Consider the following 25,144-nt stretch of genomic DNA (forward strand, 5'->3'; position numbering starts at 1 on the left):
TGCCACCTCGTTGCTATAATCAGTTGTATTTTCTTTAGAAATCTTTATTTGCGACTTCCTCAACCCCTGAGGGTTCAACCGATTTCTGCAAATTTCCGGCCAATGTCGAACTTCGGGTCGTCGGACCCGTCGGCCTTGTATCCGGCCCCGGCCTGGGGCCTGGACGGCCGTGCCGCGCCCTGCCCGCGCTCGGCTTCGAGCCTGCGCGCCAGGGTTTCGAGGCGGGCCTGGACCTCGACGTCGCTCAGCCTGCCCGAACCGGCGGCCGCGCCCGATTCCGGGGCGCTCCCGGCCGAGGGCAGGCGGTTGCCGCCGGACACCTCGGTGCCGCCCCAGTCCTCCAGGGTCATGGCCCCGCCCTTCCGGGTCAGGGGAACGCTCTCCGGCGCCCGGTTCAGGGCGATGGGTTCCGGCTGCAACGGCTTGATGCTCACGCCGCCGGACAGGGTCTCCTGACTGGCCTGCTTGAGCTTGCGGCTGAGCTGGTCGTAGATCATGTCGGCCAGGCCGATGCCGCCCGCGCTGGCCATCTTCTCGGAAAAGTCGCGGTCGAACATGGCCATGTAACTCTCTTCCTGCTTGGAGTGCAGGTACCCTTCCTTGGGCACGGTCTGCTTCATCTGCTCCCAGAGCTTGCCGATGAAAACCGCCTCGAAGTTCTGGCACGCCTTCTTCAGCTCGGCCATCTTGTCCTGGCCGCCGCCGGACAGGCTCTGCTTCAGCCCGTCCATCTCGGTCTTGAACCGCTGCAAATCCTTGGTCTCGGCCACGCTCGCGGCCAGCCTGGGATCGACGTTGCTGCTGATCATGTTAGATTACCTCCACATCGGCGTGCAGGGAGCCCGCCGCCTTGAGGGTCCGGATGATGGAAATCAGGTCGCGCGGGGTCGCGCCGATGGAGTTCAGGCCGTCCACCAGCTCCTGCAGGGTCGCGCCCTCCATGAGCATGAGCCGGTTGTTCTGCTCGCTGACCTGGACGTCGGTCTGCGGGGTGACCACGGTGGCCCCGTCGGAGAACGGGCCGGGCTGGCTGACCTGCTGGGTCTCGGAGACCACGATCTGCAGGTTGCCGTGGGCCACGGCCACGCGGCTCAGCCGGACGTCCTGACCGAGCACCACGGTGCCGGTCTTCTCGTCCACCACGACCTTGGCCTTGCCGTCGGGCGAGACGTCCAGGTCCTCCAGGGAGGCCATCAGCGGCACCATGTTGCCCCGGAACCGGTCCGGAAGCTGCAGCTCGATGGTGGAGATGTCCTTGGCCGAGGCGAAGTTGCCGCCCATGCTGGCGTTGATCTTGTTGACCACCTGCATGGTGGTCCCGAAATCGCGCATGTTCAGGTTCACGGTCATGTGATCCTGGTTGTTGAACTTGAAGGGTACGGCCCGCTCGACCACGCCGCCGTTGGGAATGATGCCCACGGTGGGAATGTTCTTCTGGGCGTCGGCCGCCGCGCCGCCCACGGTGAAGCCGCCGATGGTCAGCGCACCCTGGGCCACGGCGTAGACCCGGCCGTCCAGCCCCTTGAGCGGGGTGATCAGCAGGACGCCGCCGAGCAGGGACTTGGCGTCGCCCAGCGAGGAGACGGTGACGTCCATGTTCGAACCGGGCTTGGACGATACGGGCATGCGGCCCGTGACCATGACCGCGGCCACGTTCTTGGGCTTGAGGTCGTCGGGGTTGGTCTCGACGCCCATCTTCTCCAGCATGTTGGACATGGAGCGCATGGTGAACGTGCTGGACGAGCCGTCGCCGGTTCCGGCCAGGCCGACCACCAGGCCATAGCCGACCAGTTCGTTGGTCCGCACGCCGCTGAAGCTGGCGATGTCCTTGAGCCGGGCCGCTCCGGCCGCCTTGGGCGCGAGCAGCGCGGCCAGGAAAAAGACCAGCATGGCGAACAGGGCCGCCAGGACCAGGGACCGGGCCGTCTCGCCCGCGTCCACGGGATTGGTGCGCTGATTCGGATACATGACGTTCACTCCTCGACCTCTCGATATTCGTTGTTCATCCGCATTCGCTAGAAGGGAAAGATGTTGTCCAGAATCCGCGACAGCCAGCCCGGCTTCTGCTTGTCCGCCAGCACGCCCTGGCCGTAGATCTCGATCTGGGCCTCGGCCAGGCTGGTGGACGGTATGGAGTTGCCCGACGAGATGTCGCGCTGGCGGATCAGACCGCGCACCACCAGGAACTGGGTCTCGTTGTTGACCCGGATGCGGCGCGCGCCCTCCACCTGGAGGATGTTGCCCGGCAGCCTGCGCACGATGCGCGTGGCCACCGTGGCCTCGAAATTGGATTCCTGCTTGGTCTCGCCGTTGCCCGAGAACTCCGAGGACTGGTTGGCCAGGATGCCGACGCCCGCCTTGGCCCCCAGGGTCTCGGCCAGGGGAATGTTTCCGACCAGGCCGGTGGTGGGCATGGCCGACACCGAGGTCTTGACGTCGTTGGACTTGTCGGCCGTGGTCTCGGACTTGATCTTGGTGGTGGCGGATTCCTCCACCTGGACCAGGACGATGTCGCCCACGCGGCTGGCGCGGTTGTCGTCGTACAGGAACTCGGACCTGTTGTTGTCATACAGGGAGCCGGGGTTCGCGGCCGGGTCCTGCTCCTCGTAAGCGGGAGGGGTGAGGACGGGCATGGGTTCCTCCCGGTACTTGGGCGCGCAGCCCGAGGCCAGCAGGATGGAAGCCATTACTATGATGATGCGGCGTCTCATGACGTTTCTCCTTGGCTACCTGACAACCACGGTGTCGCTGTCCACGACGGTTGCCATGATGACTTTGTTGCTCTGCACGTTGCGGACCTGGACCAGCTGCCCCGCACCGCCCTCGCCCAGGGCCTCGGCCTTGATGGACAGGCGGACGCGGTCGCCGTTGTAGACCAGGGTGACCATCTCGCCCTTCTCGATGAGCGGGACCGGCTCCAGGTGGGACATGGTGAAGACCTGTCCCCTGCCCAGGGTCCGGGCCATGCGCCACGGTCCGCCCGTGCCGTCCCAGACCTCGGGCTTGTAGGCCAGGTTGACGCGCCTGAACGAAACCTTGTCCTTGCTCAGCCGCTCCATGCGGTTGAGCGGCTTCGCGGCCACGGGCACGGTCTTCCAGACGTCCACGAAGACCACGGCCGAGCGGCGGGAAAGCACCCTGCCGTCCGGTCCGATCCCGGACAGGACGATCTCGTTGCGCCCCGGCTCCAGGTCCGAATTCATGCTGATGACCAGCTTGTCCAGGGGGCTCTGCAAAAAGATGTGACCGGGCATCTGGAGGTTCTTGAACTCCACGTCGCCGCCCAGGTCCTTGCCGCGCGGCGTCAAAAAGGCGACAAGGCGCTCCTTCAGCTCGGCGTCGTTGATCACCCTGCCCCCGGTCTGCACGGCCATCTGGTTGGGCAGGACCAGGTTTCCGGCCATCTCGCCGAGGTAGTAGCGCAGAACCTTTTCGAGCTTGTCGCGGTTCACGTTGACCACGTGTCCCGGCCGGTCCGAAGCCTGCCAGAGCTTGAGGCCGGCCAGGGATTTCCACTGGCTGCGGGCGGTCGCGTCCACCGGATCGGCGATCTCGCCCAGCAGGACGTCCGGTCCCTTGACGCAGACCGCGTCCCGGACCAACGCCTGCCACTTTCCGCCCTTGGCTGCGCCCGTCCCGACCGGCGCGGCCAGCACGGCCAGGGCCAGGCACAGGGCCAGTCCGGCCCTGAGGGCCGTCTTCCCGTTGATGCTCAGGCTCCATTTCCTCGACATACGCTCTTCCCGCCTTGCTGCGACCCGGCTTCCCGAACCGCTAGCGCTTGATGTTGATGGCCGTCTGCAACATGGCGTCCGAAGTGGTGATCGCCTTGGAGTTGATCTCGAAGGCGCGCTGCCCCACGATCAGGCCGACCATTTCGTCCACCATCTCCACGTTGGACCCTTCCAGGAATCCCTGGGCGATGGTCCCGAAATTCTCGTCGCCGGGCGTGCCCGCCACGGCGGCCCCGGAGGCCTCGCTCTCGCGGTAGAAGTTGCGCCCGGTCGCGATCAACCCCGCCGGGTTCTGGAACCGGTACAGGTCGATGTTCGCCTGGGCGAGCACCGTGCCGTCCTTGTCCAGGGCCGCGATGGTCCCGGTCTCGGAGATGGACACGCCGGCCGTCTCGGGCGGTACGGTGAATTCCGGCTGCAGGGCGTGGCCGCCCGCGGTGACCACCCGTCCCTGATCGTCCAGCTCGAAGGAGCCGTCGCGGGTGTAGACCGTCTCGCCGTTCATTATGACCTGGAAGAATCCTTCTCCCTCGATGGCCATGTCCAGCGGGTTGCCGGTGTTCTGGAAGTCGCCCTGGGTGAAGAACTTGTGCACGGACACGGGCCGCACGCCCATGCCGATCTGCATGCCCACCGGGGTCCTGGTGCCGTCGGCGTTCTCGGTGCCGGCGATCTGCAGGGTCTGGTACATAAGGTCCTCGAACTCCGCCCGGCTTTTCTTGAAGCCCGTGGTGGAGACGTTGGCCAGGTTGTTCGACAGGGTATCGATCTGCGTCTGCATGGCGATCATGCCCGTGGCAGAGGTCCAAAGGGAACGCATCATGATGACAGCCTCCTAGCTTAGACGGCGGGACGTCCCGCCTGGGTGATCAGTTTGGTGTCCATTTCGTTGTCGGACTGGATCACCTTGGAATACATGGTGTGGGCCCGCTGGACCTCGATCATGGCGACCATCTCGGTGACCACGTCGACGTTGCCCTTTTCCAGGAACCCCTGGGCCACGTTGATCTCTTCGGGCGGCACGGCGCCCACGCCCAGCGGGGCGCGGAAATTGTTGCTGCCCATGCGTTCGAGCTGGTTGGGATCGTCGAAGGTGACCAGGTCGAAGGCCCCGGCCGGGTTGCCGTTGACCGAGATGTTGCCCTGCCCGTCCACCTGGACCGCGGCACCCGACGGAATGACCAGCGGACCGCCGTCCACCATGACCGGGTTCCCGTCCTTGGTGCGAAGCATCCCGTTGGCGTCGGCGACGAAGTTGCCCGCGCGGGTGTAGAGCATCTCCTCCGGCCCCTGAACGGTGAAGAATCCCTCGCCGGAGATGGCGAAATCGAGCTGGTTGCCGGTCTGCTCCAGGCTGCCCTGGGAGAAGTCGGGACGCTGGGCGGAGAGCCTCGCCTTGGCCATGATGTGGCCCTCGGGGAACAGCTTTTTGCCCCGGATATACGTTTTTTCGTCCACAAGGTAGTCATGGGCGAAGCGGACGAAGGTGTCGTGGAAGGCCAGCGTGTCCTTCTTGAAGGCCGACGTGTTCACGTTCGCCAAATTATTGGCGATGCTGGACATCCTGATTTCATTGGATAAAGCACCGAAAAGAGCGCTTTGTGTGCTGTCTCGCATAGAGCGGTCCTCCTGTTCAGCGAGGGATTTGCACTATGCATGCCAAGCCCGCCCCCCCCTTTTTCCGGCCATCCGGGGGGTCCGCGATCATGGTTGTTGACAAGCTGGTTTTATATGTATAAATAGGCTCGTTTCCAAGCGGGTGTAACTCAATTGGTAGAGTGTCAGCTTCCCAAGCTGAAAGTAGCGGGTTCGACCCCCGTCACCCGCTCCAAAGCCTTTCGCAGGGTTCAATAAAAGAACCGTGCGGGGTTCGCGTAGGTGAGCTCGGGCTCACCTTTTTTTTTGCCGGGACCGCAAGGACGGTCCTGCGGGAGATTCGCACGATGCGCCAGACTTTCGAGGAAATGCTGTCGGAGATCATCCGGCCCGAGGTGGAGAACCTCGGCTACGTCTTTTGGGGACTGACCTCCCCTGCGACGGGCAAGAAGCGTGTTGTCCGCATCTACATCGACGGCCCGGAGGGCGTGAACATCGACCAGTGCGCCGAGGTCAGCCGACAGGTGGGCCTCATGCTGGAGGTGGAGGACGTCATTCCCGGCGCCTTCGTCCTGGAGGTGTCCTCGCCCGGTCTGGAGCGGCTTTTCTTCTCGCCCGACCAGATGGCGGGCTACGTCGGCCGCAAGGTGGACGTCCTGCTCCATGAGCCGGTCGGCGACCGCCGCAAGTTCAAGGGCGAACTGACCGGCGTGAAAGACGACACCATCACCCTCGACGTTGAGGGAAATAGTATTGATTTCGACTGGACCGCCATCAAGAAAGTGGCGCTGGTCCACGAATTTTAGTTGATACCACTGCCGGGAGGGGAAGGCCGACCGGCACAAGCGGAGGTTTATCATGTCGGAGCTGAAAAGAGCCATCGACCAGATCAGCAAGGACCGAGGCATCGACCGCGACCTCCTGATCGACACCCTTGAGGAGGCCGTCCGTTCCGCCGTTGCCCGCAAGTACGGCGAGAGCATGGACATCGAGGTGGCCTTCAACGAGGAGCTCGGCGAGATCGAGGTCTTCGAGTTCAAGGTCGTCGTCGACGAGGTCCACGACCCGATCAGCGAAATATCGCTCGAAGCCGCCCGGGAGCATGATCCCAACGCGCAGCTCGACGACGAAATGGGCTTCCCGGTCAAGGTCGAGGACCTGGGCCGCATCGCCGCGCAGTCCGCCAAGCAGGTCATCATCCAGCGCATGCGCGACGCCGAGCAGGAAATCATTTACGAAGAGTACAAGGACCGCGTGTCCGAGATCGCCAGCGGCATCATCCAGCGCCGCGACCGCACCGGTTGGATCATCAACCTCGGCCGGACCGAGGCCCTGCTGCCCAAGGACGAGCAGATCCCCAGGGAGCGCTACAAGCGCGGCGACCGCGTGCAGGCCTATATCATAGATGTATTGAAGGAGTCCCGCGGACCCCAGGTCGTCGTGTCCCGGTCCCACCCGGACTACATGGTCGAGCTGTTCAAGCGCGAGGTTCCCGAGGTCGCCGACGGCACGGTCAAGATCATGGGCGTGGCCCGCGATCCCGGCCTGCGCGCCAAGGTGGCCGTCATGTCCCGCGACCGCGACGTGGACCCGGTGGGCGCCTGCGTCGGCATTCGCGGCTCCCGCATCCAGAACGTGGTCCAGGAGCTCAAGGGCGAGCGCATCGACATCGTGGTCTGGTCCCCGGACATCGCCATGTACGCCCAGCACGCCCTCTCCCCGGCCGTGATCTCCCGAATCCTCGTGGACGAGGAGGAGGAATCCCTGGAAGTGGTCTGCCCGGACGATCAGCTGACCCTGGCCATCGGCCGCAAGGGTCAGAACGTCAAGCTGGCCGCCAAACTGCTCGGATGGAAAATAGACATTTTCACCGAATCCCGGTACGGCGAGCTCAACGCGGCGCGCAAAGGCATGGATCAGATCGCCAGCGTGGCCGAGGTCCCCATGGAGAACTTCTTCGGTGCGGGCTTCGAATCCATCGAGTCCATCGTCAACGCCACCGACGAGGAGCTGCTGGAGATCAAGGGCATGACCGAGTCCAAGATCGGCGACATCCGCCTGGCCGTGAACATGCTGGCCCCCGGCCTGGAAGCGGAGAACGCGGAAGCGCCGGACGAAGAAACAAGCGAGACTCCCGCCGAAGGCGAGGAGACCATATAACTCCGGGCGGGGACGGCGCATGGAATGCAAGGGGCACACGCCCGAACGCATGTGCGTCGTCTGCCGGGGCCGGTTCCCCAAGGGGGAGCTGACCCGGTACGTCCGTTCGGACGATGCGGCGGGAACGGACCAGGGTCCGATTCCCGACCCGGCGAAAACCAGGCCGGGACGCGGATATTATGTATGCGGCCAGGCCCGCTGCCGGGAACAATTCCCGAAGATGATCAAGGGTCTGATGAAGAAACGTGCGAGGTGATTAGATGACGGCAAAGGTTCGGGTAGAAGACTTGGCTGCTGAGCTTGGTCTCAGCAACAAGGAGATCATTCAGCAGCTTCGTGAGATCGGCGTTCAGGCGAAAAGCCAGAAGACCGTCGTGGAAGACGAAGATGTGGACCGCCTCAAGGCGGAATTGAAGAAGGGCGGCGCCAAGCGCAAGGAAGTGCGCCGCGTGGGCGAGTCCGGCGTCATCATCCGGCGCAGGCGCAAGAAATCCAAGACTTCCAAGGAAGAGGAAGCCGTGGAGACGGTCGAGGATTCGGTCGAGGAGACCGAGGATCTTTCCGCCGAGGCCGAAGTGGCCGAGGTCGAGGAGACCGCTCCGGAAGTGGAGGTCCAAGAGACGCCCGCCAAGACCAGGGAGCCGGAAAAGCCCCAGGTCAAGATCATCAAGCCCGCCGTCGAGGAATCCGTCGAGGAGACCGCGCCCGTGGCGGAGGAAGCCGTGGCCGAAGAGGCCCCGGCGGAAGAAGCAGTGGTTGCCGAGGCCGCTCCCGAACCCGCGCCTGCCGACGACCGCGCTCCCGAAGCCGAACCTGTGGCCGAAGAAGCGTCCGAACCCGCTTCCGAAGAGGCCGCCGAACCGGCTGCCGAGGTCGAGCCGTCCGCTGACGGCGATGCCGAGGGTGACGGTTCCGACGAGAAGGCCGAGCGCACCGAACCTCGCAAGAAAAAGAAGAAGAAGCGCGAGCCCGAGGCCCCCAAGGTCAAGATCATTTCCATGCCCACCGAAGAAGAGGTGCAGGCCCGCGAAGCGGCCAAGAACGCCGCTCCCGAACGCCGTCCCGCGGCGCGTCCCGCCGGTGCGGGCCGTCCCGGCGGCCCCCGCCCCGCCCGTCACATGGGCGCAGCGCCCGCACCCTCCGGCCCTGCCCCGGACCCGGTTTCCGACGGCCGTTCCAAGAAGAAAAAGGCCAAGAAGGACCGCCGCGTGGTGGAATTCTCCCAGGACGGCGGACAGGATCATACCAACAAGCTGTACAACGACAATTACGCCCCGGGCCGCAAGGGCCGCAAGAAAAAGGGCGGCCGTCGAGGCGGTCCCATGTCCATGCAGCAGGACCAGGGTCAGGCGCAGCCCATGAAGGCGGCCAAGCGCAAGATCAAGTTCGACGAGGCCATCCGTCTCGCGGACATGGCGCACCAGATGGGCGTCAAGGCCCAGGACCTGATCAAGGCCCTGTTCGGCATGGGCGTCATGGCCACCATCAACCAGTCCCTGGACCTGGACACCGCCTCCCTGCTGGCCGGCGAGTTCGGCTACGAGGTGGAGAACGTCTCCTTTGACGAACAGGAATTCCTGGTCCCGGTCGAGCCCGACACCGACGAGGATCTGAAGCCGCGTCCGCCGGTCGTGACCATCATGGGCCACGTCGACCACGGCAAGACCTCCCTGCTCGACGCCATCCGCATGTCCAACGTGACCGACGGCGAGGCCGGCGGCATCACCCAGCACATCGGCGCCTACCACGTCCAGACGGACCGGGGCGAAGTCGTGTTCCTGGATACCCCGGGCCACGAGGCGTTCACCACCATGCGCATGCGCGGCGCCCAGGTGACCGACATCGTCATCCTGGTGGTCGCCGCCGACGACGGCGTCATGGACCAGACCCGCGAGGCCATTTCCCACTCCAAGGCCGCCGGCGTGCCCATCGTGGTCGCCGTCAACAAGATGGACAAGGAAGGGGCCAACCCGGACAACGTCAAGCGCGAGCTGGCCGAGCTGGGCCTCGCCCCCGAGGACTGGGGCGGCGACACCATCTTCGCCCACGTTTCCGCCAAGCAGAAACAGGGCATCGACGAGCTGCTCGAAATGGTCCTGCTCCAGGCCGAAGTCCTGGAGCTGAAGGCCAACCCGGACAAGCCCGCCCGAGGCCACATCGTCGAGGCGCGCCTGGACAAGGGGCGCGGCCCCGTGGCCACCAGCCTCATCGCGGAAGGCACCATCAACCAGGGCGACAGCTTCGTGTGCGGCGTGCATTTCGGCAAAGTCCGCGCCATGTTCAACGACCAGGGCAAGAAGCTCAAGACCGCCGGACCGGCCATGCCCGTGGAGATCCAGGGCTTTGACGGCCTGCCCGAGGCCGGTGACGAGTTCTTCGTGGTGGCCGACGAAAAGGTCGCCCGCCGCATCGCCCAGAGCCGCGCCATGAAACAGCGCGAGAGGGTCCTGTCGGCCAAGACCAAGGTCACCCTGGAATCCTTCCTGGCGTCCAAGCCCAACGACGAGGCCCAGACCCTGAACCTGGTCCTCAAGGCGGACGTGCAGGGCTCCCTGGAGGCCGTGACCGAGGCCCTGAACAAGCTCTCCACCGACGAGGTCCGCATCAGCGTGGTCCACGGCGGCGCGGGCGCGATCACCGAGTCCGACATCCTGCTGGCGGGCGCTTCCGAAGCGATCATCATCGGCTTCAACGTGCGTCCGAACCTGAAGGTCAAGCAGATTGCCGAACAGGAAGGCGTGGAAATCCGCTTCTACGACATCATCTACAAGCTGGTGCAGGAAGTGAAGGACGCCATGAGCGGCATGCTCGCCCCGGACATCGAAGAGGTCTACCTGGGCCAGGCAGAGGTGCGCGCCACCTTCAGCGTGCCCAAGGTCGGCGTCATCGCGGGCTCCTTCGCCTCGGACGGCAAGATCGTCCGCGGCGCCAAGGCCCGGCTGCTGCGCGGCGGCGTGGTCATCTACACCGGCCAGATATCTTCTCTGCGCCGCGAAAAGGACGACGTCCGCGAGGTGGCCAAGGGCTACGAGTGCGGCATCGGCCTGGAGAAGTTCAACGACATCAAGGTCGGCGACACCATCGAGGTGTTCGACACCAAGGAAGTCGCCCGCACCATCGACTAGCATTGCAACGGAAAAAAGGCGGGCGGCTCATTGACCAATGGGCCGCCCGCATTTATTTTGGATAAATGGGCATGATCATCGGCGTCCTCCATCTGGAATTCCGGCTGCACGGAAACCGCTCCCTCAAGGGCAAGCGCAAGGTCTCCCTCAGCCTGAAACAGAAGCTGCGGAACAAGTTCAACGTCTCCGTGGCCGAGGTGGACGCACTGGACGTGCACGAGAAGCTGGTCCTGGCCGTGGTCACCACGGCCAACGAGACCGGTCGGGTTGAATCCACCCTCTCCAAGGCCCTGGCCATGGTGGAGGCCATATCCCCGGCGGAGCTGACCCGCTGCAACACGGAAATTTTTTCGGATACGGAATAATGTCACGTTCTTCAGATTCATATTACGGAAACACGGACGCGACGCGACGCCACCCGACAGGGTGGTGCGACGCTGAAAACGGCGGAGCAAACGGATAACCGCGTTTTCGGCGCAGCGATTTTATGCGAAGCAACCGGCAGGTTGTTCCGCGACACTACAGTAGAAAGGACAAGGCAATGAAGGCATCCAGTTCAAGACGCGCCGTTCGCATGGGCGACCAGATCATGCGCGAAGTCGGCACCCTGCTCGTGGAGGAGGCGGCCGACCCGCGCCTGCAGCTCGTCACCCTCTCCGGCGTGCGCATGAACGCCAACCTGCGCATCGCCGAGATATTCTACACCGTCTCCGGCGACGCCGAGCACCGCAAGGCGGTCCAGACAGGGTTGGAAAAGGCCACCGGCTTCCTGCGCTCCCGTCTGGGGCGCATCCTCAAGCTGCAATACACCCCGGAGCTGCGGTTCCAGTTTGACGAATTTCTCGAGGACGTGGTCTATGGAAAGTCCCATCCGGCGGATTAGGGAAATCATCCTGGCCCAGGACGAGTTCCTGGTGACCTCGCACTACAGCCCGGACGGGGACGCCATCGGCTCCATCTGCGCCCTGGGCCACGTGCTCAAGGCGCTGGGCAAACGGATCACCCTGTACAATCCATCGGGCCTGCCCTCCCGCTACGCCTTTGTGGACGAGCCCTCGCCCATCGAGCGGGAGCTGCCCGCCGCCCTGCCCGCCTGGACCTTCGTCCTGGACTGCGGCAGCAACGAGCGCATGGGCGAAGCCCTGGCCGCACGCAAGGCCGAGACCGAATTCATCAACATCGACCATCACCTGGGCAACGACGAGTTCGGCGCGGTCAACTGGGTGGACCCGACCCAGCCCTCGGTGGGCAACATGGTCGCCACCCTGGCCCAGGCCCTGGACATTCCCCTGACCGGTCCCCTGGCCGAATGCGTGTACCTGGCCGTGTCCACGGACACCGGCTTCTTCACCTACGGCAACACCACCCCGGAATCCCTGGAGCTGACGGCGGACATGCTGCGCGGCGGGCTGAACGTCGAGCGCATGAACATGCTCATCAACAAGCAGTGGTCCGAGAACCGCCTGAAGCTGTGGACCGAGGCCATGGGGTCCATGGAGACCGCTCTGGACGGGCGCGTGGCCTCGACCATCGTGACCGACGAGATGTTCCGGCGCACCGGGACCACTCCGGCCGACACCGAGAACCTGATCAATTTCCTGCGCCGCCTCAAGACCGTGCGCGTGGCCGTCATCCTGCGCGAGGAGCGCGGGGGGCGCTGCAAGTTCAGCCTGCGCTCCTACGGCGACGACAACGTCCAGCGCGTGGCCGCCCGGTTCGGCGGCGGCGGACACAAGAACGCCTCCGGCGGCTCCATCGAGTGCCCCATCGGCGAGGCCAGAAACAAGCTCATCGCCGTCATCGCCGAAGAGCTGGAGCTCCAATAGATGGGACGCAGACGAAACAAACGCAGCCCCGAACAGCTCGACGGGCTGCTGATCCTGAACAAACCGGCCGGCCCGACCTCGGCCGCCTGCCTGAACGACATCAAGCACCGCCTCAAGCAGTACAAGATCGGCCACGGCGGGACCCTCGATCCCATGGCCACGGGCGTGCTCCTGGTGCTCCTGGGCCAGGCCACCAAGCTCGCGCCGTACCTGTCCGGCGGGACCAAGACCTATTCCGGCACGTTTCGGCTCGGAATAACCACTGATACCCTTGATATTCAAGGTGAAGTACTGAAAGAAAGCCCGGTTGACGCCACCCCGGAAGAGGTCGAACGCGAAATTTTATATTGGAAAGAGTTGACAGAGCAGGAAGTTCCAGCCTATTCGGCTGCCAAACACGAGGGCAAGCCGTTGTACGCCCTGGCCCGCGAGGGCAAGGAAACACCGGTCAAGACCAAGCCCATTGTTATTTCTCATGTGGAAGCGCTGGACGTGCACATGCCGGAAGCGGCATTCAGGGTCAGTTGTTCCGCCGGTACCTACATACGTTCCCTGGTCCACAGCTTGGGGACACGAATGGGGTGCGGGGCGGCGCTGACCAGCCTGGTCAGGGAGGCCAGCGAGCCTTTCGGGCTCGATCAGGCCCTCGACCTCGAAGACGTCCTGGAACATCCGGAATTATTTCCGGAACGGGTGATCCCCTTGAAGGACACCCTGCCCCACTGGCCGTGCTACCGGCTGACCGCGCCGCTGGCCGGGCTCGTCATGAACGGGTCCTGGCTTCCGGTCGTGGACCAGCCCGGGGCCATGCTTGCGGGAACCCTCGGCGACCGGGCCTTGCTGCTCGATCAGGACGAGGCTCCCCTGGCGCTGGTGGAGGCCAAACTCCAGGACGACAAGCCCAAATGGGCGATCCTTCGGGGACTCTGGACCCAGGACTGATCCGCCTTGGCGCATCGTCCGGCACAACATACAAGCAACATCCAACTTAGGAGGATACCGCTGTGGTTATGACTGCTGAAGACAAGCAGAAGATCATCGACGAGTACAAGACCTGCGAAGGGGACACCGGTTCTCCCGAGGTCCAGGTGGCCCTGCTCACCGCCCGCATCACTTACCTGAGCGAGCACTTCAAGGCCCACGCCAAGGATCACCACTCCCGCACTGGCCTGCTGAAACTGGTCGGCCAGCGCCGGAAGCTGCTCAAATACCTGCAGAACAAAGACATCCAGCGCTACCGCGACCTGATCGGCCGCCTTGGTCTGCGCAAGTAGTTCTTTGAAGAATTGAGGTTCGGGGGAGGGTCAAACCTCCCCCCACCGTTTACGTCACTTTCTGCGGCGGAGCCGTCTTTGCGGCACCGCTTCTATCCCCACGCTTTGTTTAGTTGGCTGCGGAAGGCGCTTTTGGGACCTGTTGGTCCTAAAGCCCAAGAGCCCCTCCCCAAGCCGGCTAACCCTTCTCAGGGATACTCGCAGAAAGTGATTCACCTATTAATGCCTTAAACCAAGGCAGGAGAATCCTTATGACAATGATTCCCTTCGAGTCCACCAGTCTGACCGCTACGGTCGGCGGAATGGACATCACCATCGAGTCCGGGAAATACGCGCGCCAGGCATCCGGCGCCGTGACCATTTCCTCCGGCAACACCACCGTCCTGGTCACCGCCGTGACCCAGCCCCTGGAAATCGACCGGGGCTTTTTCCCGCTGACCTGCAACTACCAGGAAATGGCCTACGCCGCGGGCCGCGTACCCGGCAACTACTTCCGCCGCGAGGGCCGTCCCTCCGAGCACGAGACCCTGGTCTCCCGGCTCATCGACCGCCCCATCCGCCCGCTGTTCGCCAAGGGCTTTGCCGACGAAGTGCAGATCATCGCCACCGTCCTGTCCGCCGACAAGCGCGTGAACCCGGACGTCCTGGCCCTGACCGGCGCTTCCGCCGCCTGCCACATCTCCAAGATGCCGTTCCTCGGCCCCATCGTCGGCGCCCGCGTGGGCTACGTTGACGGCGAGTTCGTCCTCTACCCCTCCTACAAGGGCATCGCCGAGCGCTCCTCCCTGAACCTGATCTTCGCGGCCACCCGCGAGGCCATGGTCATGGTCGAAGGCGGCGGCAACTTCGTCTCCGAAGACCTGGTGGCCGACGCCCTGGCCTGGGGTCACGAGCAGGTCCGCCCGCTCTTCGACATCCAGGACGAGCTGCGCGAAAAGGTCGGCGTGCCCAAGATCGAGGTCACCGCTCCCGAGCGCGACGAGGAAGTGGCCGAGTTCCTCGGCGAGATCCTCACCGAGGACCTCAAGAAGGCCCTGACCACCCCCGAGAAGATGGTCCGCTACGCCGCCAAGGACGCCGCCAAGCAGAAGGCCAAGGAGGCCGTGGCCGAGAAGTTCCCGGAGAACCCGGAGAAGCTGGCCGCCGTGGGCGACATCGTCGGCGACATGACCAAGAAGATCGTGCGCGAGCGCATCGTCAAGGAAGGGCTGCGCATCGACGGTCGCGACACCAAGACCGTCCGCCCGCTGTCCATCGAGGTCGGCGTGCTCCAGCAGACCCACGGCTCGGTCCTGTTCCGCCGCGGCGAGACCAGCTCCCTGGCCGTCGCCACCCTGGGCTCCACCCGCGATGAGCAGCGCTACGACTCCCTGCTGGGCGACGCCACCAAGCGGTTCATGCTGCACTACAACTTCCCGCCCTACTGCGTCGGTGAAGCCCGCATGCTGCGCGGCACCTCCCGTCGCGAGGTCGGTCACGGCGCCCTGGCCGAACGCGCCATCTCCCCGGTGCTGCCCGACGCCGACTCCTTCCCGTTCACCATCCGCGTGGTCTCCGAAATCATGGAGTCCAACGGTTCCTCCTCCATGGCCTCCGTGTGCGGCGCGACCCTGTCCCTGATGGACGCGGGCGTACCCATCTCCGACCCGGTTGCCGGTATCGCCATGGGCCTGTGCAAGGAAGACGACCAGTACTTCGTCCTGACCGACATCCTCGGTGACGAAGACGCCCTGGGCGACATGGACTTCAAGGTCGCGGGCACCCGCGACGGCATCACCGCCATCCAGATGGACATCAAGATCGCGGGCATCCCGCAGGAAGTCCTGAAGAAGGCCCTGTACCAGGCCAAGGAAGCGCGCACCCACATCCTCGACCACATGGCCGAGGTGCTCGAAAAGCCGCGCCCGGAACTGTCCGACCTGGCCCCGCAGATGGCCGTGGTCTACATCGACCCGGAGAAGATCCGCTCCGTCATCGGACCCGGCGGCAAGAACATCAAGGCGATCACCGCCGAGACCGAAGCCGACATCGACATCGAGGATTCCGGCAAGATCTCCATCTTCGCCCCGACCCTGGCCTCCATGGAAAAGGCCAAGGAAATGGTGCTCTACTACGACCAGAAGCCCGAGCCCGGCAAGAACTACAAGGGCATCGTGCGCAAGATCCTCGAGGTCGGCGCGCTGGTCGAAATCCTGCCCGGCCAGGAAGGCATGCTCCACATCTCCCAGATCGATTTCGATCGCGTGGAGCGCGTGGAAGACGTGGTCCAGCTCGGCCAGGAAGTGTGGGTCAAGTGCATCGCCCTGGAGCCCGGCGGACGTATCCGCCTGTCCCGCAAGGCATGGCTCATGGAGCAGGCCGGCCAGGAAGTGAACCTGGACGACTTCAAGCGCCCCGCCCCGCGCAGCGGTGATCGTGGCGATCGCGGCGACCGTGGCGACCGTGGCGGACGCCGCAACGACCGCGGAGGCCGTGGCGGACGCCGCTAGGCCCAGCCAATAGCAATTCAAACCGCCCTGCCCGGCCACAGCCGGACAGGGCGGTTTTTTATTGCCTCCGGCGGCCAGAGGGGGAACCTTTCGAGAAAGGTCCCCCCTCTGGGCTCCCCCTCCAAAGCTTTATATCGCCGCTTCGCGGGTTGCGTGTGCCGGGAGAGGGGTGGTAGGATTGAGAAGTCAGGAGAACGAGAATGAGCGAGATCATTATCTATGGAAAACAGGGGTGTCCGCATACGCGGCGGGCGCTGGAGGCCAATCCCGGGGCGCGGTTCGTGGACGTGCTGCTCTCTCCGGCGGACCTGAACGAGATGCTGCGCCTGTCGGACGGGGTGCGCCGCATCCCGGTCGTCGTCCGCGACGGGGAGGTAACCGTCGGCCACAACCGGGGCTCCTGACACGTCTGACCCCCGGCAGGCTGCCGGACACGCACAATAAAAAGGCCATCGCCCGACGATGGCCTTTGTCTTTTCGCGCAGCGACACAAAAAGTTTGGGAAAAGGGAGGGATGGGGGTCCGGGGGAAGGGAGGGAAAGAACCCTTTTCAAAGGGTTTTTCCCTCCCTTCCCCCGGCCGCCGGAGGCATCTTACTAGTCCACCAGGACGCCCGCGTAGCCCACGACCTGGTCGTAGTCCCCGGAGACCTGGCCGGAGGTGGCGTAGGCCACGAGTTCGCCACGGGTCGCGCCCAGCTCCTGGGCCGCGAACAGGCCGACGGTCATGGGCAGCACGCCGCACATGGAGATGTTGCGTCCCCTCACGGTCTCATAGAGCGCACCGGGGTTCAGGGTGACCACCGGGTCCAGGGCCAGGGAATCCATCTTCTTGGCATCCTCGTGGGAGATGTAGTGGCTCATGTCCGAAGAGACCACGATGGACACGGGCGCGTCGTGGGCCGCGATAACCCGTCCCATGGCCTGGCCCACCTGGCGCAGCGTGTCGAGGGACGGCGAGGAGACGCTCACCGGAACGATGGTCGTGGCCGGGTTGATCCGGTGCAGGAACGGCAGGATGACTTCAAGGGAGTGCTCGCCCATATGCGCGGCGGTGTCGGGCCTGATGGCCGGGTCCGCCGCGAGCAGGGCCTGGGCCAGGGGCTGGTCGACGTCCAGGGAGCCGCCGGGGATGTTCCAAACGCCGTCGGGCCACAGGGCAAACCGCTCGCCGCGTCCGGTGTGGTTGGGGCCGAGCAGCAGCACCGTGGGCGCGAGATCGGCCATTCCGAGCGTCTTGCCGCAGACCGCGCCGGAATAGACGTATCCCGCGTGCGGCACCATGGCCAGCAGGGTCCGCTTGTCCCGCCTGGTCTCGGCCAGGCCGAGCAACCCGTCCACCAAAGCGTTGAGCTGCTCCGGCCTTCCCTCGTAAAACCGCCCCGCCACGATCGGCTGCCTGTCCATGTTTCACCTCGCGAAAATGATTTGAATCAGTCGCTTTCTCAATAACACAGAACTTGCCCCGCCCAAAACCGCGAAGCGCATAAAAAGTTTATGAGGGTGAAAGGGGGTGGGGGTCCGGGGGGCCGGGGGCACGCCTAGTTCGGGGTTGGGGAGTATTGCTTGGCCTGCTCTTCGAGGGCCTGGGTCTCCAGGGCGGCCTTGGCGAGCTGAGCCTGGAGAGACTCCGGCTTCTTGTCGATGATGTCCTGGAGCAGCTGCTTCCATTCATCCATGGCCCCGGCCTTGCGGTAGATGCGGGCGAGCTTGAACCGGGTGGAGGCCCACTCGGGATTGTCCACGGAGATGTACTTGTCGTACTCCTTGGCCCACTTAAGGGCCTCTTCGTAGCGCCCGGACCGCTCGGTGGCGTAGATGGACATGAGCACGGAGTCCTTGATCTTCTCCGGGTCGCCGTCGGTCTGGAGCAGCAGGGCCAGGGCCTCCTGGGCATAGACGAAGACGCGGCGCAGGTCCTGGCGCTGCATGGCGTCCTTGGCCATGTAGTACATGGCGTATGCCCGGAAGGCCGGGTCCACGGAGGTGTCCTTTGCCAGCTCCGCCCACATGGCCGTTGCCCGCGTCGATTCACCGAGATTCTGGAGCGACATGGCGCGGGCGTAGTCGAGTTGCCGCTTCTGTTCGGGCTTGAGCGTCCAGTTCTTGGAGGCCATGGCCACGAGATCGGAAATCTTCTTCCACTCCAGCTGGTCGAGATAGATGTTCACGGCCATGCCCAGGGCCTGGTCGGAGACGCCGGGTATCTGGTCCTTGCCCAGATACGGCTCGATCATGGCCAGGGCCTTGTCCGGCTGGCCGATCTTCCAGTAGCTGGTGGCGATGGCGAGCTTGGTCGCGTCGTCGACCTTGGTCCCATCCTTGCCGATGAAATCGTAGGTCTCCCAGTAACGGACCACGCGGCCGTAGCGTTCCTCGTCGATCATGCCGGGAACGGCGCGCACGAACACGGAGTCGCCGAGGGTTCGGGTCTTGTCCACCAGCGGGCTGTCCGGATATTTTTCGATCAGGTCCTGGGCGGCGGCCAGCGCCTCCGGGTACTGCTTGTGGAAGGCGTACCACATGGCCAGCTTGAGCTGGGCGATGGGCGCGAGTTCGCTGTCCGGATACTTGGTGACGATCTCGGTGTAGATGTTGCGCGGATTCAGGGTGTAGGGACGGTCGAAGACGTCCACCATCTCCGACATGACCGGGTCGTCGTGGATGCCCTCCTCGGCCAGCCGCATCTTGGAGATGAGCCCGCCCTCCAGGTCCGGGTACTCCTTGACGGCCTTCTCGTAGACCTGCTTGGCCGCGTCCTTTTCATTCAGGCGCAGGTAGATGTCGCCCAGCCGGGCCAGGACCACGTCCGCACCGTCGGCTTCGGGGTTCAGGTTGTAGAAGGTGAAATAGTGATCCTTGGCCTGATCCCATTTCTCCAGCTTCATCTCAACGCCGCCCGCCAGCCGCAGGAACTCGTTGTTCTCCATGTAGTAGTCGGGCCAGCGTTTGTCGATGTAGTCCACGATCTGGTACGCCTGCTCCAGGAAGCCGGTGCGGTCCAGGGAGTCGGCCAGATAGTAGGCGGCCTGCTTGGCCAGCTGGTGCTCGGGATAGGTCTGGATGAGGTACTGGAACTGGTCGGCGGCCTTCTTGTAGTCGCCCTTGCGGTACCAATATTCGCCCCAGTAGTAGCTGATGGACGGGATGTTGTCGTCGTCCGGGTACTTGTCCTGGAGAATCTTGAAATAGGCGCGGGCTTCGGGGAAGTTGCCGACCTGCAGGTTGAGCAGTCCGAGGTTGAGCAACGCGCGCGGCACGCGGTTGGAGCGCAGGTTGCTGTTCATGGCCTCGATATAGGCCTGGGCCACCTCGTCGAACTTGCCGGACAGGTCCCCCGCGTTCAACTGCCGCTTGATGTCGGCCACGGCGTACAGGGTCTCCTCGCGCACGTCGTCCGGCACATTGGGCTGCTTGAGGACGTCCTCGAAGATGGGCAGCGCCTCGCCCAGCGCGCCGTTGAACATCAGGGACCGCCCTTCGGCCAGCTTGTCGCGGATTTCCTGCTCGTGGGCCAGCGCCGCCTCCTCGGCGGACGGCGGCTTGGGCGCTTCGCCCTCGGTTCCGGGCGCGGCCTGTTCGGCTGCCGCCTGTTCCGGGGGTGTCTGATCGGGCTGAGCCGTTGCTGGAGCGGGCTCGGCCTCGGGCTCGGGAGCGGGCTCGGCCACGGGTTCGGGAGCGGGCTCCTGGACCGGGGCCGGTGTCTCGGCAACGGGCTGGGGCGCAGGTTCAGGCGTCACCGGAGCCGGAGGAGGCGCGACCGCGCCACCCGCCTGTCCCTGGCCCGAAACCTCTGCCGGAGGCGGGGCCACAGCACCGCCCGCCTGCCCCTGGCCCGACGCCTCGGCCGGGGGCGGGGTCACGGGCTGGGGTGCCGGTTCCACAGGCTGGACCACCATGGGTTCCGCAGCCGGTTCCGGGACCTGGGCCACCGGCATGGGGCCGGTTCCGGCGTCGCCCGCCAGTTCCGCAAATTTCACATCCTCGGCGGTCTTGTTCACGGCCTTGAAGCGCAGCTCGCTCGCGGGCGGATAGTCCCCGGTCTCGGCACCGGAGGGCGCTTCGGGGGCCGACGCCAGCATATCGGGGGCCTGCGCGTCCGGAGACTGCGCGTCCGGGGCCTGGGGGGCATCCGGGGCCTGGGGGCCCGGAGCCGGTTCAGCCTGGGGGGCGTCCGGGGCCTGGACCTCGTTGCGCACCGAATACGGCACGGCGAAAAACGGTTTGCGCTCGCCCGCCCCCTCCGGGGGCAGGTCGCCCTCGGGCACGGCGGCGCGGGGCTGATCGGGACGTACGGCGTCCAGGGTCTGGGCCACATCCGCTGCCGTGGCCGCAGGCTGTGATTCGGGAGTCGCCTGTTCGGGCGCGGGCTGCGGGGCCGGCGCCCGTTGCGGAGCCGGGGGCTTGGCGGCGGGCCGGGGTTCGGGCCTGGGCGCGGGCGCGGGTTCGGCGGGCGCGGGCGTGGAAGCGGACTCCCACCGCGCGCCGATGGGATCGCGGAACAACTGAAGCACGAATTCGGGCTTGCCGGGGCTGGGGACGCGGATATAGCCGAAGGCGTCGGTGCGGGTAAGGATTTCCACCCCGTTGTCCGTGGCGGTGATGGACTGGACGAGCTTGCCCGGAAGCTCCTTGGACGAAGGCTTGGCCTCCCGGTCCCAGATGCCCATGGGCAGCAGGACCCGCAGCTCGTTCTTGCCCACGCGGGCCACCGAAGACTGCGGCAAGGCATCGGAATCAAAAGCGAAAACCATACGATCAGAATCACCCTGGGACGAAATATTCACCCGCAGGGCTTGAGCGGGATTGGCCAGGACCAGTCCCATGACAAGGGCGGCCGCCAGGGGCCAAGCTATGCTTTTGACACTTTTCACAGTCACGGCAAGCAGTTATGCAATTGTCGTGCTACCCTGCAATCGGGCAACTCTTGCACTACTCCGCAGGTTACAGCAAATCCCTTTTTTTCAACTTCTCGATGAGGGTGGTCCGCTTTATTCCGACCAGTTCGGCGGCCTTGTTCTTGACCCCTTCCGCCTCCTCCAACGCCTCGGCCAGAAGGCGCCCCTCGATGGCCTCCATGAAATCCTTGAGCTTCAGGTTCTTGTCCCGCATGTCCTTGAGCGACGGCCAGGCGAACCCCGCCGGGCGGAGCGGCTCCACCTTCTCGATGGGCTTCAGGGGGCGCTCGCCGATGTCCTCGAAAATCTTCTCCGGCAGCTCGGCGGCCTGGATTTCATTGTCCTCGCACAGGATGGTCAGCCGCTCCATGAAGTTCTCCAGCTCGCGGACGTTGCCGGGCCAGGAGTAGGTCAGGAGCATGCGCTTGGCCTCTTCGGACAGGGTCAACCCCTTGCGCGCCTTGCTCCCGCAGTGGCGGCCGAGGAAATATTCGGCCAGGAGCAGGATGTCCTGGCCGCGCTTGCGCAGGGCGGGCAGCTTCAGGGGGATGACGTTCAGCCGGTAGTACAGGTCCTCGCGGAACCGGCCCGCCGCCACCTCGCCTTCCAGATCGCGGTTGGTGGCGGCCACCACGCGGACGTCCACCTTCTTGATGCAGGTCCCGCCCACGCGCTCGATCTCCTTTTCCTGGAGGGCGCGCAGGATCTTGACCTGCAGCGAGAGGTCCATCTCCCCGATCTCGTCGAGGAAAATGGTCCCGCCGTCGGCCAGCTCGAACCGGCCGGGCCGGGTGCGGATGGCATGGGTGAAAGCGCCCTTCTCGTGGCCGAACAGCTCGGATTCGAGCAGCTCGCGGGGGATGGCGCCGCAGTTGATGGGCACGAAAGGCTGGTCGCGGCGCGCGCTGTTCCGGTGCAGCGCCCGGACCAGCAACTCCTTGCCGGTGCCGGACTCGCCGGTGACCAGCACCGTGCTGTCCGTGGGCGCGACCTTCGCCAGTACCTTGAACACTTCGGCCAGAGCGGGACTGTTCCCGATGATGCCGTCCAGATTGAGCGCCATTTCCCCTCCAAAGTCGCAAGGATATGCGGCCCGCCGGACACAGGGTCCCGCAACCATATCTTTAATCTACATCTTCTCTGTCAATTTCCTGACAGCATGTCAATGGATATAACTGTTCCGCATAAACAAATTCTAGGAAAAATCACGGCCTGGCGGACAGGAGGGCGGGTGCCTCCCCTTCCGCCAACTCCCCATCCCCCGCTCCCTTCCAAAACTCTTCGGGCCGCTGCGCGATGTTCGAGGGTCAAGAGGGGACGTACCGTTTCCCGCCCCTTTCCCAAGACCGAACACGCGCACATCCCGCCCTCGCACGGTCCCGAGCGAAGCGCGCTTCAAACAACCTTGGAAGGGAGTCCAGGGGACAACGTTGGCAAAAATTTTCCCGCTGAACGCCGGAGGCAGCCCAAACGAAAGGGGGTCCCGAATCGGGACCCCCTTTCGTTTGGGCATGTACGCCATCCGCTAGCCGCGTCGGCGGATCTCCTTGGCGGGGATGAGCGCGGTGGCGGCAGCGCCGACGATATTGCCGGCCACGCCGGGGCCGTCACCGGCCACGAACAGTCCGTCCACGCTGGTCTCCAGGTGTTTGCGGGTATCCACCTGGGTGGCGAAGAACTTGATCTCCGGGGCGTAGAGCAGGGTCTCGTCGTTGGACACGCCGGGGACCACGTTGTTGAGCTGCTCCAGACCGTCCATGAGGTTGGTCAGGATGCGCTCGGGCAGGGCCATGGCGATGTCCCCGGGGACCACGTTCTTGAAGGTCGGCTCGATGTAGCCGTTGCCGATGCGGTCCCAGGTGGACCGGCGGCCCCGGCGCAGGTCGCCGAACCGCTGCAGGATGGGCTTGCCGCCGCCGATGAGGGTGGCCAGCCGTCCGATGGACTCGCCGTAGGCCTGGTTGTCCTCCACCGGGTCGGTCAGGACCACCTTGGACAGAAAGGCGAAGTTGGTGTTCTCGGACTTCTTGTTCATCAGCGCGTGGCCGTTGACGCAGACGAAGTCCTGGTAGTTCTCCAGGGCCACGTAGCCGCCGTAGTTGGTGCAGAAGGTGCGGGTCTGGTCGTCGTACTTGTTGGTGCGCACGAAGAAGGTCGGGTCATAGATGACCGAGCAGAGGTCCTGCATGATCTCATTGTGGACCTCGACGCGCACGCCGACCTCGATGCCCCGCTGGGACACGCCGATGCCGTGCTTGCGGACCTCCTGGGAAACCCACTCGGCCCCCACCCGGCCCGGCGCCAGGATGACGTACCTGGCGGTGTATTCGTGGCGGTTGGTGACCACGCCCTTGACCTTGCCCTTTTCCACCACCACGTCGGTGACGTTCTCGGAGGTGTGCATGGCCACGCCCTTGTCGTGGATGTAGTCGGCCATGCCCGCGATGTGGCCGGGCAGGTTGTCGCTGCCCAGGTGCTTCTGCTTGATGACCAGCAGGTCGATGCCGTGCTTGCGCGCGGCCTTGCGGATGTGCTTTGCCTGCTCCATGTCCGTGGGGAAGACCTTGCCGTCCATGTTGAAGCGGTTGAAGATGGCTTCGGTCTCGTCGATGAGCTTGATGGCCTCGGACGGGCCCACAAACTGGGTCAGGTCGGTCTTGCCGAGCTTGTGGATGAAGTTCAGCTTGCCGTCCGAGAACAGCCCGGCCCCGCCCACGCCGCACAGGATGTTGCAGGGACGGCACTTGATGCACTCCTGCTCGCCAGAAATGGGACAGTTGCGCTTCAGCGAGCGGCGGCCCTTGTCTATGAGCAGCACGTCCAGGTCGGTGTGCTCGCCCAGGTAGTACGCGGCGAACAGCCCGGCCGGGCCGCCGCCCACGATGATGACGTCGTAATCGGTCTTCACGGTCTTGGTCATTGTGGAATGCCTCCGGCGGTCGGGGGAAGGGGAGAGGGACCTTTTGCAAAAGGTCCCTCTCCCCTTCCCCCGAACCCCCATCCCCTCTCCCCCAAAACTCTTTCTGTCGCTGCGCGAGGTTGGGTGAAGAGCGGAAACGAATCCCCAGCTCAGGGGTTTGGTGTTGTTACGCAAGTATGGCCCGTGCCGGTGCATCCCGAAAAAGGGAACGCGCGCGGACGGGCCATGATAGACCGTAGATCACGGAAGGTCGCCCTGTCAAGGCGACAGCCACAGGGCCTGACGGTTCAGAAGCGGGTGAGTGCAAGGCGCAAGGCTGCAACGCGGCAATCGCCCGTTTATGGGCCATCAGACGATCATGTTCAGCAGGTGGCCGGTCATCTCTTCGGAAGCGCGGATGAAGGTGGTGTTGGCTTCGAAGGCCCGCCCGGTGGCGATCATGCCGACCATCTCCCGGCCGATGTCGGTGTTGGAGGTCTCCACCCCGTCGATCATGGAGCCGGGCGTGGAGGATTCGCGAATGGCGGCCACCTCCACCCCCTGGTCGCCGGGGCCGGACTCCAGCACCACCGACGACGCCTTGAAGCCGTCGGTGTTCACGTTGGCGATGTTGTTGGCCGAGACCTCCTGCACGGTGGACAGGGCGGACAGGGCCGAGACGTTGGTGTCGGACATGACGAATCACTCCCTTTCGGGATTGGGGAAGCAGCCGACTCTGAATATACGCGCTTTCGCGCCCAGGCGCAAACCGCTACTGGGTCATGGTCCCGGGCCAGGCCATGATGAATGCCCCGGGCTCGCCGAAGTACTTGACCGTCAGGGCGTGCAGCTCGGCGGTGATGTCCTTGTCCGCGCCGATCAGGTAGGTCATGTTGTCCTGGTACACCTCATCGCCCTTCACGATGTCGCTGCCCTGGGACGGGCCGAGCTGGGTGAAGCCGCCGGACAGTTTCATGACCTCCGACTCGAACTCGTCGATCACGTCCACCGAGGTGGAGCCGTCGGGCAGGGTGTCGGGAATGACCACCATGTGCACGTAGCAGGGGACGGTTTCCGCTGCCATGGCCACGGCGGCGCAGGTGAACAGGGACAGCAACAGGAACAGGGGAACCAAACGTTTCAT

The 25,144-nt window shown here is 64.6% G+C and carries 23 protein-coding genes and 1 tRNA gene; 12 read left to right on the plus strand and 12 right to left on the minus strand.

Annotated features, from left to right (window positions below; translation table 11 throughout):
• Positions 1-74: 74 nt before the first annotated feature.
• The 6 genes from AWY79_RS14025 to flgF form a co-directional block, all read right to left on the minus strand.
• On the minus strand, positions 75-809 hold the full coding sequence (locus tag AWY79_RS14025) for a rod-binding protein (RefSeq protein ID WP_066805230.1): 735 nt from the start codon (positions 807-809) through the stop codon (positions 75-77).
• Position 810: 1 nt separating this feature from the next.
• Complete coding sequence (locus AWY79_RS14030) at positions 811-1,890, minus strand: flagellar basal body P-ring protein FlgI (RefSeq protein WP_066807254.1); 1,080 nt, start codon at positions 1,888-1,890, stop codon at positions 811-813.
• 125 nt (positions 1,891-2,015) lie between these two features.
• Entirely contained in the window at positions 2,016-2,711 is a 696-nt protein-coding gene (locus AWY79_RS14035) for a flagellar basal body L-ring protein FlgH (RefSeq protein ID WP_066805233.1), read from the minus strand.
• A 15-nt stretch (positions 2,712-2,726) separates the two neighbouring features.
• Positions 2,727-3,734 (minus strand): flagellar basal body P-ring formation chaperone FlgA, encoded by a 1,008-nt coding sequence (flgA, locus tag AWY79_RS14040; protein WP_066805236.1) that lies wholly within the window; start codon positions 3,732-3,734, stop codon positions 2,727-2,729.
• Positions 3,735-3,774: 40 nt separating this feature from the next.
• Positions 3,775-4,557, minus strand: coding sequence for a flagellar basal-body rod protein FlgG (flgG, locus tag AWY79_RS14045; RefSeq protein ID WP_066805244.1), 783 nt, complete (start codon positions 4,555-4,557; stop codon positions 3,775-3,777).
• A 17-nt stretch (positions 4,558-4,574) separates the two neighbouring features.
• Positions 4,575-5,351: a flagellar basal-body rod protein FlgF gene (gene flgF, locus AWY79_RS14050; RefSeq protein WP_066805246.1), complete on the minus strand. Its 777-nt coding sequence runs from the start codon at positions 5,349-5,351 to the stop codon at positions 4,575-4,577.
• A gap of 138 nt (positions 5,352-5,489) precedes the next feature.
• Between flgF and AWY79_RS14055 the strand changes: the two genes are divergently transcribed.
• From AWY79_RS14055 to uxx1, 12 genes are all read left to right on the plus strand, one after another.
• A tRNA-Gly gene (locus AWY79_RS14055) sits at positions 5,490-5,565 on the plus strand.
• A gap of 112 nt (positions 5,566-5,677) precedes the next feature.
• Positions 5,678-6,136, plus strand: a complete 459-nt coding sequence (locus AWY79_RS14060; protein WP_066805247.1) for a ribosome maturation factor RimP — start codon at positions 5,678-5,680, stop codon at positions 6,134-6,136.
• Positions 6,137-6,188: 52 nt separating this feature from the next.
• Positions 6,189-7,490, plus strand: a complete 1,302-nt coding sequence (nusA, locus tag AWY79_RS14065) for a transcription termination factor NusA (protein ID WP_099093213.1) — start codon at positions 6,189-6,191, stop codon at positions 7,488-7,490.
• Between the two features lie 19 nt (positions 7,491-7,509).
• A complete protein-coding gene (locus AWY79_RS14070) occupies positions 7,510-7,746 on the plus strand; it encodes a YlxR family protein (protein ID WP_066805251.1) in 237 nt (78 codons plus the stop codon).
• A 4-nt stretch (positions 7,747-7,750) separates the two neighbouring features.
• A complete protein-coding gene (gene infB, locus AWY79_RS14075) occupies positions 7,751-10,615 on the plus strand; it encodes a translation initiation factor IF-2 (protein WP_066805254.1) in 2,865 nt (954 codons plus the stop codon).
• 71 nt (positions 10,616-10,686) lie between these two features.
• A complete protein-coding gene (locus AWY79_RS14080; RefSeq protein ID WP_066807256.1) occupies positions 10,687-10,980 on the plus strand; it encodes a DUF503 domain-containing protein in 294 nt (97 codons plus the stop codon).
• 176 nt (positions 10,981-11,156) lie between these two features.
• Positions 11,157-11,498 (plus strand): 30S ribosome-binding factor RbfA, encoded by a 342-nt coding sequence (rbfA, locus tag AWY79_RS14085; protein WP_066805258.1) that lies wholly within the window; start codon positions 11,157-11,159, stop codon positions 11,496-11,498.
• A complete protein-coding gene (locus AWY79_RS14090; protein ID WP_066805261.1) occupies positions 11,473-12,441 on the plus strand; it encodes a DHH family phosphoesterase in 969 nt (322 codons plus the stop codon). The genes rbfA and AWY79_RS14090 overlap by 26 nt, the downstream gene beginning before the upstream one ends.
• On the plus strand, positions 12,442-13,383 hold the full coding sequence (truB, locus tag AWY79_RS14095) for a tRNA pseudouridine(55) synthase TruB (RefSeq protein WP_066805264.1): 942 nt from the start codon (positions 12,442-12,444) through the stop codon (positions 13,381-13,383).
• 62 nt (positions 13,384-13,445) lie between these two features.
• Complete coding sequence (gene rpsO / locus AWY79_RS14100) at positions 13,446-13,715, plus strand: 30S ribosomal protein S15 (protein WP_066805267.1); 270 nt, start codon at positions 13,446-13,448, stop codon at positions 13,713-13,715.
• A 251-nt stretch (positions 13,716-13,966) separates the two neighbouring features.
• A complete protein-coding gene (gene pnp, locus AWY79_RS14105; RefSeq protein WP_066805278.1) occupies positions 13,967-16,204 on the plus strand; it encodes a polyribonucleotide nucleotidyltransferase in 2,238 nt (745 codons plus the stop codon).
• Positions 16,205-16,404: 200 nt separating this feature from the next.
• Positions 16,405-16,608, plus strand: a complete 204-nt coding sequence (uxx1, locus tag AWY79_RS14110; RefSeq protein WP_066805280.1) for a UXX-star selenoprotein family 1 — start codon at positions 16,405-16,407, stop codon at positions 16,606-16,608.
• Between the two features lie 192 nt (positions 16,609-16,800).
• Here the strand turns inward: uxx1 and amrB are convergent, their stop codons facing one another.
• The 6 genes from amrB to AWY79_RS14140 all read right to left on the minus strand — a co-directional run bounded on the left by amrB (position 16,801) and on the right by AWY79_RS14140 (position 25,144).
• Positions 16,801-17,610 carry an AmmeMemoRadiSam system protein B gene (gene amrB, locus AWY79_RS14115; protein ID WP_066805282.1) on the minus strand — a complete coding sequence of 270 codons (810 nt, stop codon included), beginning with the start codon at positions 17,608-17,610 and terminating at the stop codon, positions 16,801-16,803.
• A gap of 134 nt (positions 17,611-17,744) precedes the next feature.
• Positions 17,745-20,957 carry a tetratricopeptide repeat protein gene (locus tag AWY79_RS19555; RefSeq protein ID WP_261340413.1) on the minus strand — a complete coding sequence of 1,071 codons (3,213 nt, stop codon included), beginning with the start codon at positions 20,955-20,957 and terminating at the stop codon, positions 17,745-17,747.
• 190 nt (positions 20,958-21,147) lie between these two features.
• Positions 21,148-22,164, minus strand: a complete 1,017-nt coding sequence (locus AWY79_RS14125) for a sigma-54 interaction domain-containing protein (RefSeq protein WP_066805288.1) — start codon at positions 22,162-22,164, stop codon at positions 21,148-21,150.
• Between the two features lie 462 nt (positions 22,165-22,626).
• A complete protein-coding gene (locus tag AWY79_RS14130; RefSeq protein ID WP_066805291.1) occupies positions 22,627-24,021 on the minus strand; it encodes an NAD(P)/FAD-dependent oxidoreductase in 1,395 nt (464 codons plus the stop codon).
• 348 nt (positions 24,022-24,369) lie between these two features.
• The gene (locus AWY79_RS14135) at positions 24,370-24,696 is read right to left on the minus strand and encodes a flagellar basal body rod protein FlgC (RefSeq protein WP_066805293.1); all 327 of its coding nucleotides are present in this window, start codon (positions 24,694-24,696) and stop codon (positions 24,370-24,372) included.
• Positions 24,697-24,772: 76 nt separating this feature from the next.
• Complete coding sequence (locus tag AWY79_RS14140) at positions 24,773-25,144, minus strand: hypothetical protein (protein WP_066805295.1); 372 nt, start codon at positions 25,142-25,144, stop codon at positions 24,773-24,775.

The sequence above is a fragment of the Pseudodesulfovibrio indicus genome (genome assembly GCF_001563225.1).
Classification (GTDB): Bacteria; Desulfobacterota; Desulfovibrionia; order Desulfovibrionales; family Desulfovibrionaceae; genus Pseudodesulfovibrio; species Pseudodesulfovibrio indicus.

What these genes read in the sequence shown, in the direction of transcription:
- AWY79_RS14025 (WP_066805230.1), bottom strand. Translation starts at nt 809, where the DNA reads ATGATCAGCAGCAACGTCGATCCCAGGCTGGCCGCGAGCGTGGCCGAG.
- AWY79_RS14030 (WP_066807254.1), bottom strand. Translation starts at nt 1,890, where the DNA reads ATGCTGGTCTTTTTCCTGGCCGCGCTGCTCGCGCCCAAGGCGGCCGGA.
- AWY79_RS14035 (WP_066805233.1), bottom strand. Translation starts at nt 2,711, where the DNA reads ATGAGACGCCGCATCATCATAGTAATGGCTTCCATCCTGCTGGCCTCG.
- flgA (WP_066805236.1), bottom strand. Translation starts at nt 3,734, where the DNA reads ATGTCGAGGAAATGGAGCCTGAGCATCAACGGGAAGACGGCCCTCAGG.
- flgG (WP_066805244.1), bottom strand. Translation starts at nt 4,557, where the DNA reads ATGATGCGTTCCCTTTGGACCTCTGCCACGGGCATGATCGCCATGCAG.
- flgF (WP_066805246.1), bottom strand. Translation starts at nt 5,351, where the DNA reads ATGCGAGACAGCACACAAAGCGCTCTTTTCGGTGCTTTATCCAATGAA.
- AWY79_RS14060 (WP_066805247.1), top strand. Translation starts at nt 5,678, where the DNA reads ATGCGCCAGACTTTCGAGGAAATGCTGTCGGAGATCATCCGGCCCGAG.
- nusA (WP_099093213.1), top strand. Translation starts at nt 6,189, where the DNA reads ATGTCGGAGCTGAAAAGAGCCATCGACCAGATCAGCAAGGACCGAGGC.
- AWY79_RS14070 (WP_066805251.1), top strand. Translation starts at nt 7,510, where the DNA reads ATGGAATGCAAGGGGCACACGCCCGAACGCATGTGCGTCGTCTGCCGG.
- infB (WP_066805254.1), top strand. Translation starts at nt 7,751, where the DNA reads ATGACGGCAAAGGTTCGGGTAGAAGACTTGGCTGCTGAGCTTGGTCTC.
- AWY79_RS14080 (WP_066807256.1), top strand. Translation starts at nt 10,687, where the DNA reads ATGATCATCGGCGTCCTCCATCTGGAATTCCGGCTGCACGGAAACCGC.
- rbfA (WP_066805258.1), top strand. Translation starts at nt 11,157, where the DNA reads ATGAAGGCATCCAGTTCAAGACGCGCCGTTCGCATGGGCGACCAGATC.
- AWY79_RS14090 (WP_066805261.1), top strand. Translation starts at nt 11,473, where the DNA reads ATGGAAAGTCCCATCCGGCGGATTAGGGAAATCATCCTGGCCCAGGAC.
- truB (WP_066805264.1), top strand. Translation starts at nt 12,442, where the DNA reads ATGGGACGCAGACGAAACAAACGCAGCCCCGAACAGCTCGACGGGCTG.
- pnp (WP_066805278.1), top strand. Translation starts at nt 13,967, where the DNA reads ATGACAATGATTCCCTTCGAGTCCACCAGTCTGACCGCTACGGTCGGC.
- uxx1 (WP_066805280.1), top strand. Translation starts at nt 16,405, where the DNA reads ATGAGCGAGATCATTATCTATGGAAAACAGGGGTGTCCGCATACGCGG.
- amrB (WP_066805282.1), bottom strand. Translation starts at nt 17,610, where the DNA reads ATGGACAGGCAGCCGATCGTGGCGGGGCGGTTTTACGAGGGAAGGCCG.
- AWY79_RS19555 (WP_261340413.1), bottom strand. Translation starts at nt 20,957, where the DNA reads ATGGTTTTCGCTTTTGATTCCGATGCCTTGCCGCAGTCTTCGGTGGCC.
- AWY79_RS14125 (WP_066805288.1), bottom strand. Translation starts at nt 22,164, where the DNA reads ATGGCGCTCAATCTGGACGGCATCATCGGGAACAGTCCCGCTCTGGCC.
- AWY79_RS14130 (WP_066805291.1), bottom strand. Translation starts at nt 24,021, where the DNA reads ATGACCAAGACCGTGAAGACCGATTACGACGTCATCATCGTGGGCGGC.
- AWY79_RS14135 (WP_066805293.1), bottom strand. Translation starts at nt 24,696, where the DNA reads ATGTCCGACACCAACGTCTCGGCCCTGTCCGCCCTGTCCACCGTGCAG.
- AWY79_RS14140 (WP_066805295.1), bottom strand. Translation starts at nt 25,144, where the DNA reads ATGAAACGTTTGGTTCCCCTGTTCCTGTTGCTGTCCCTGTTCACCTGC.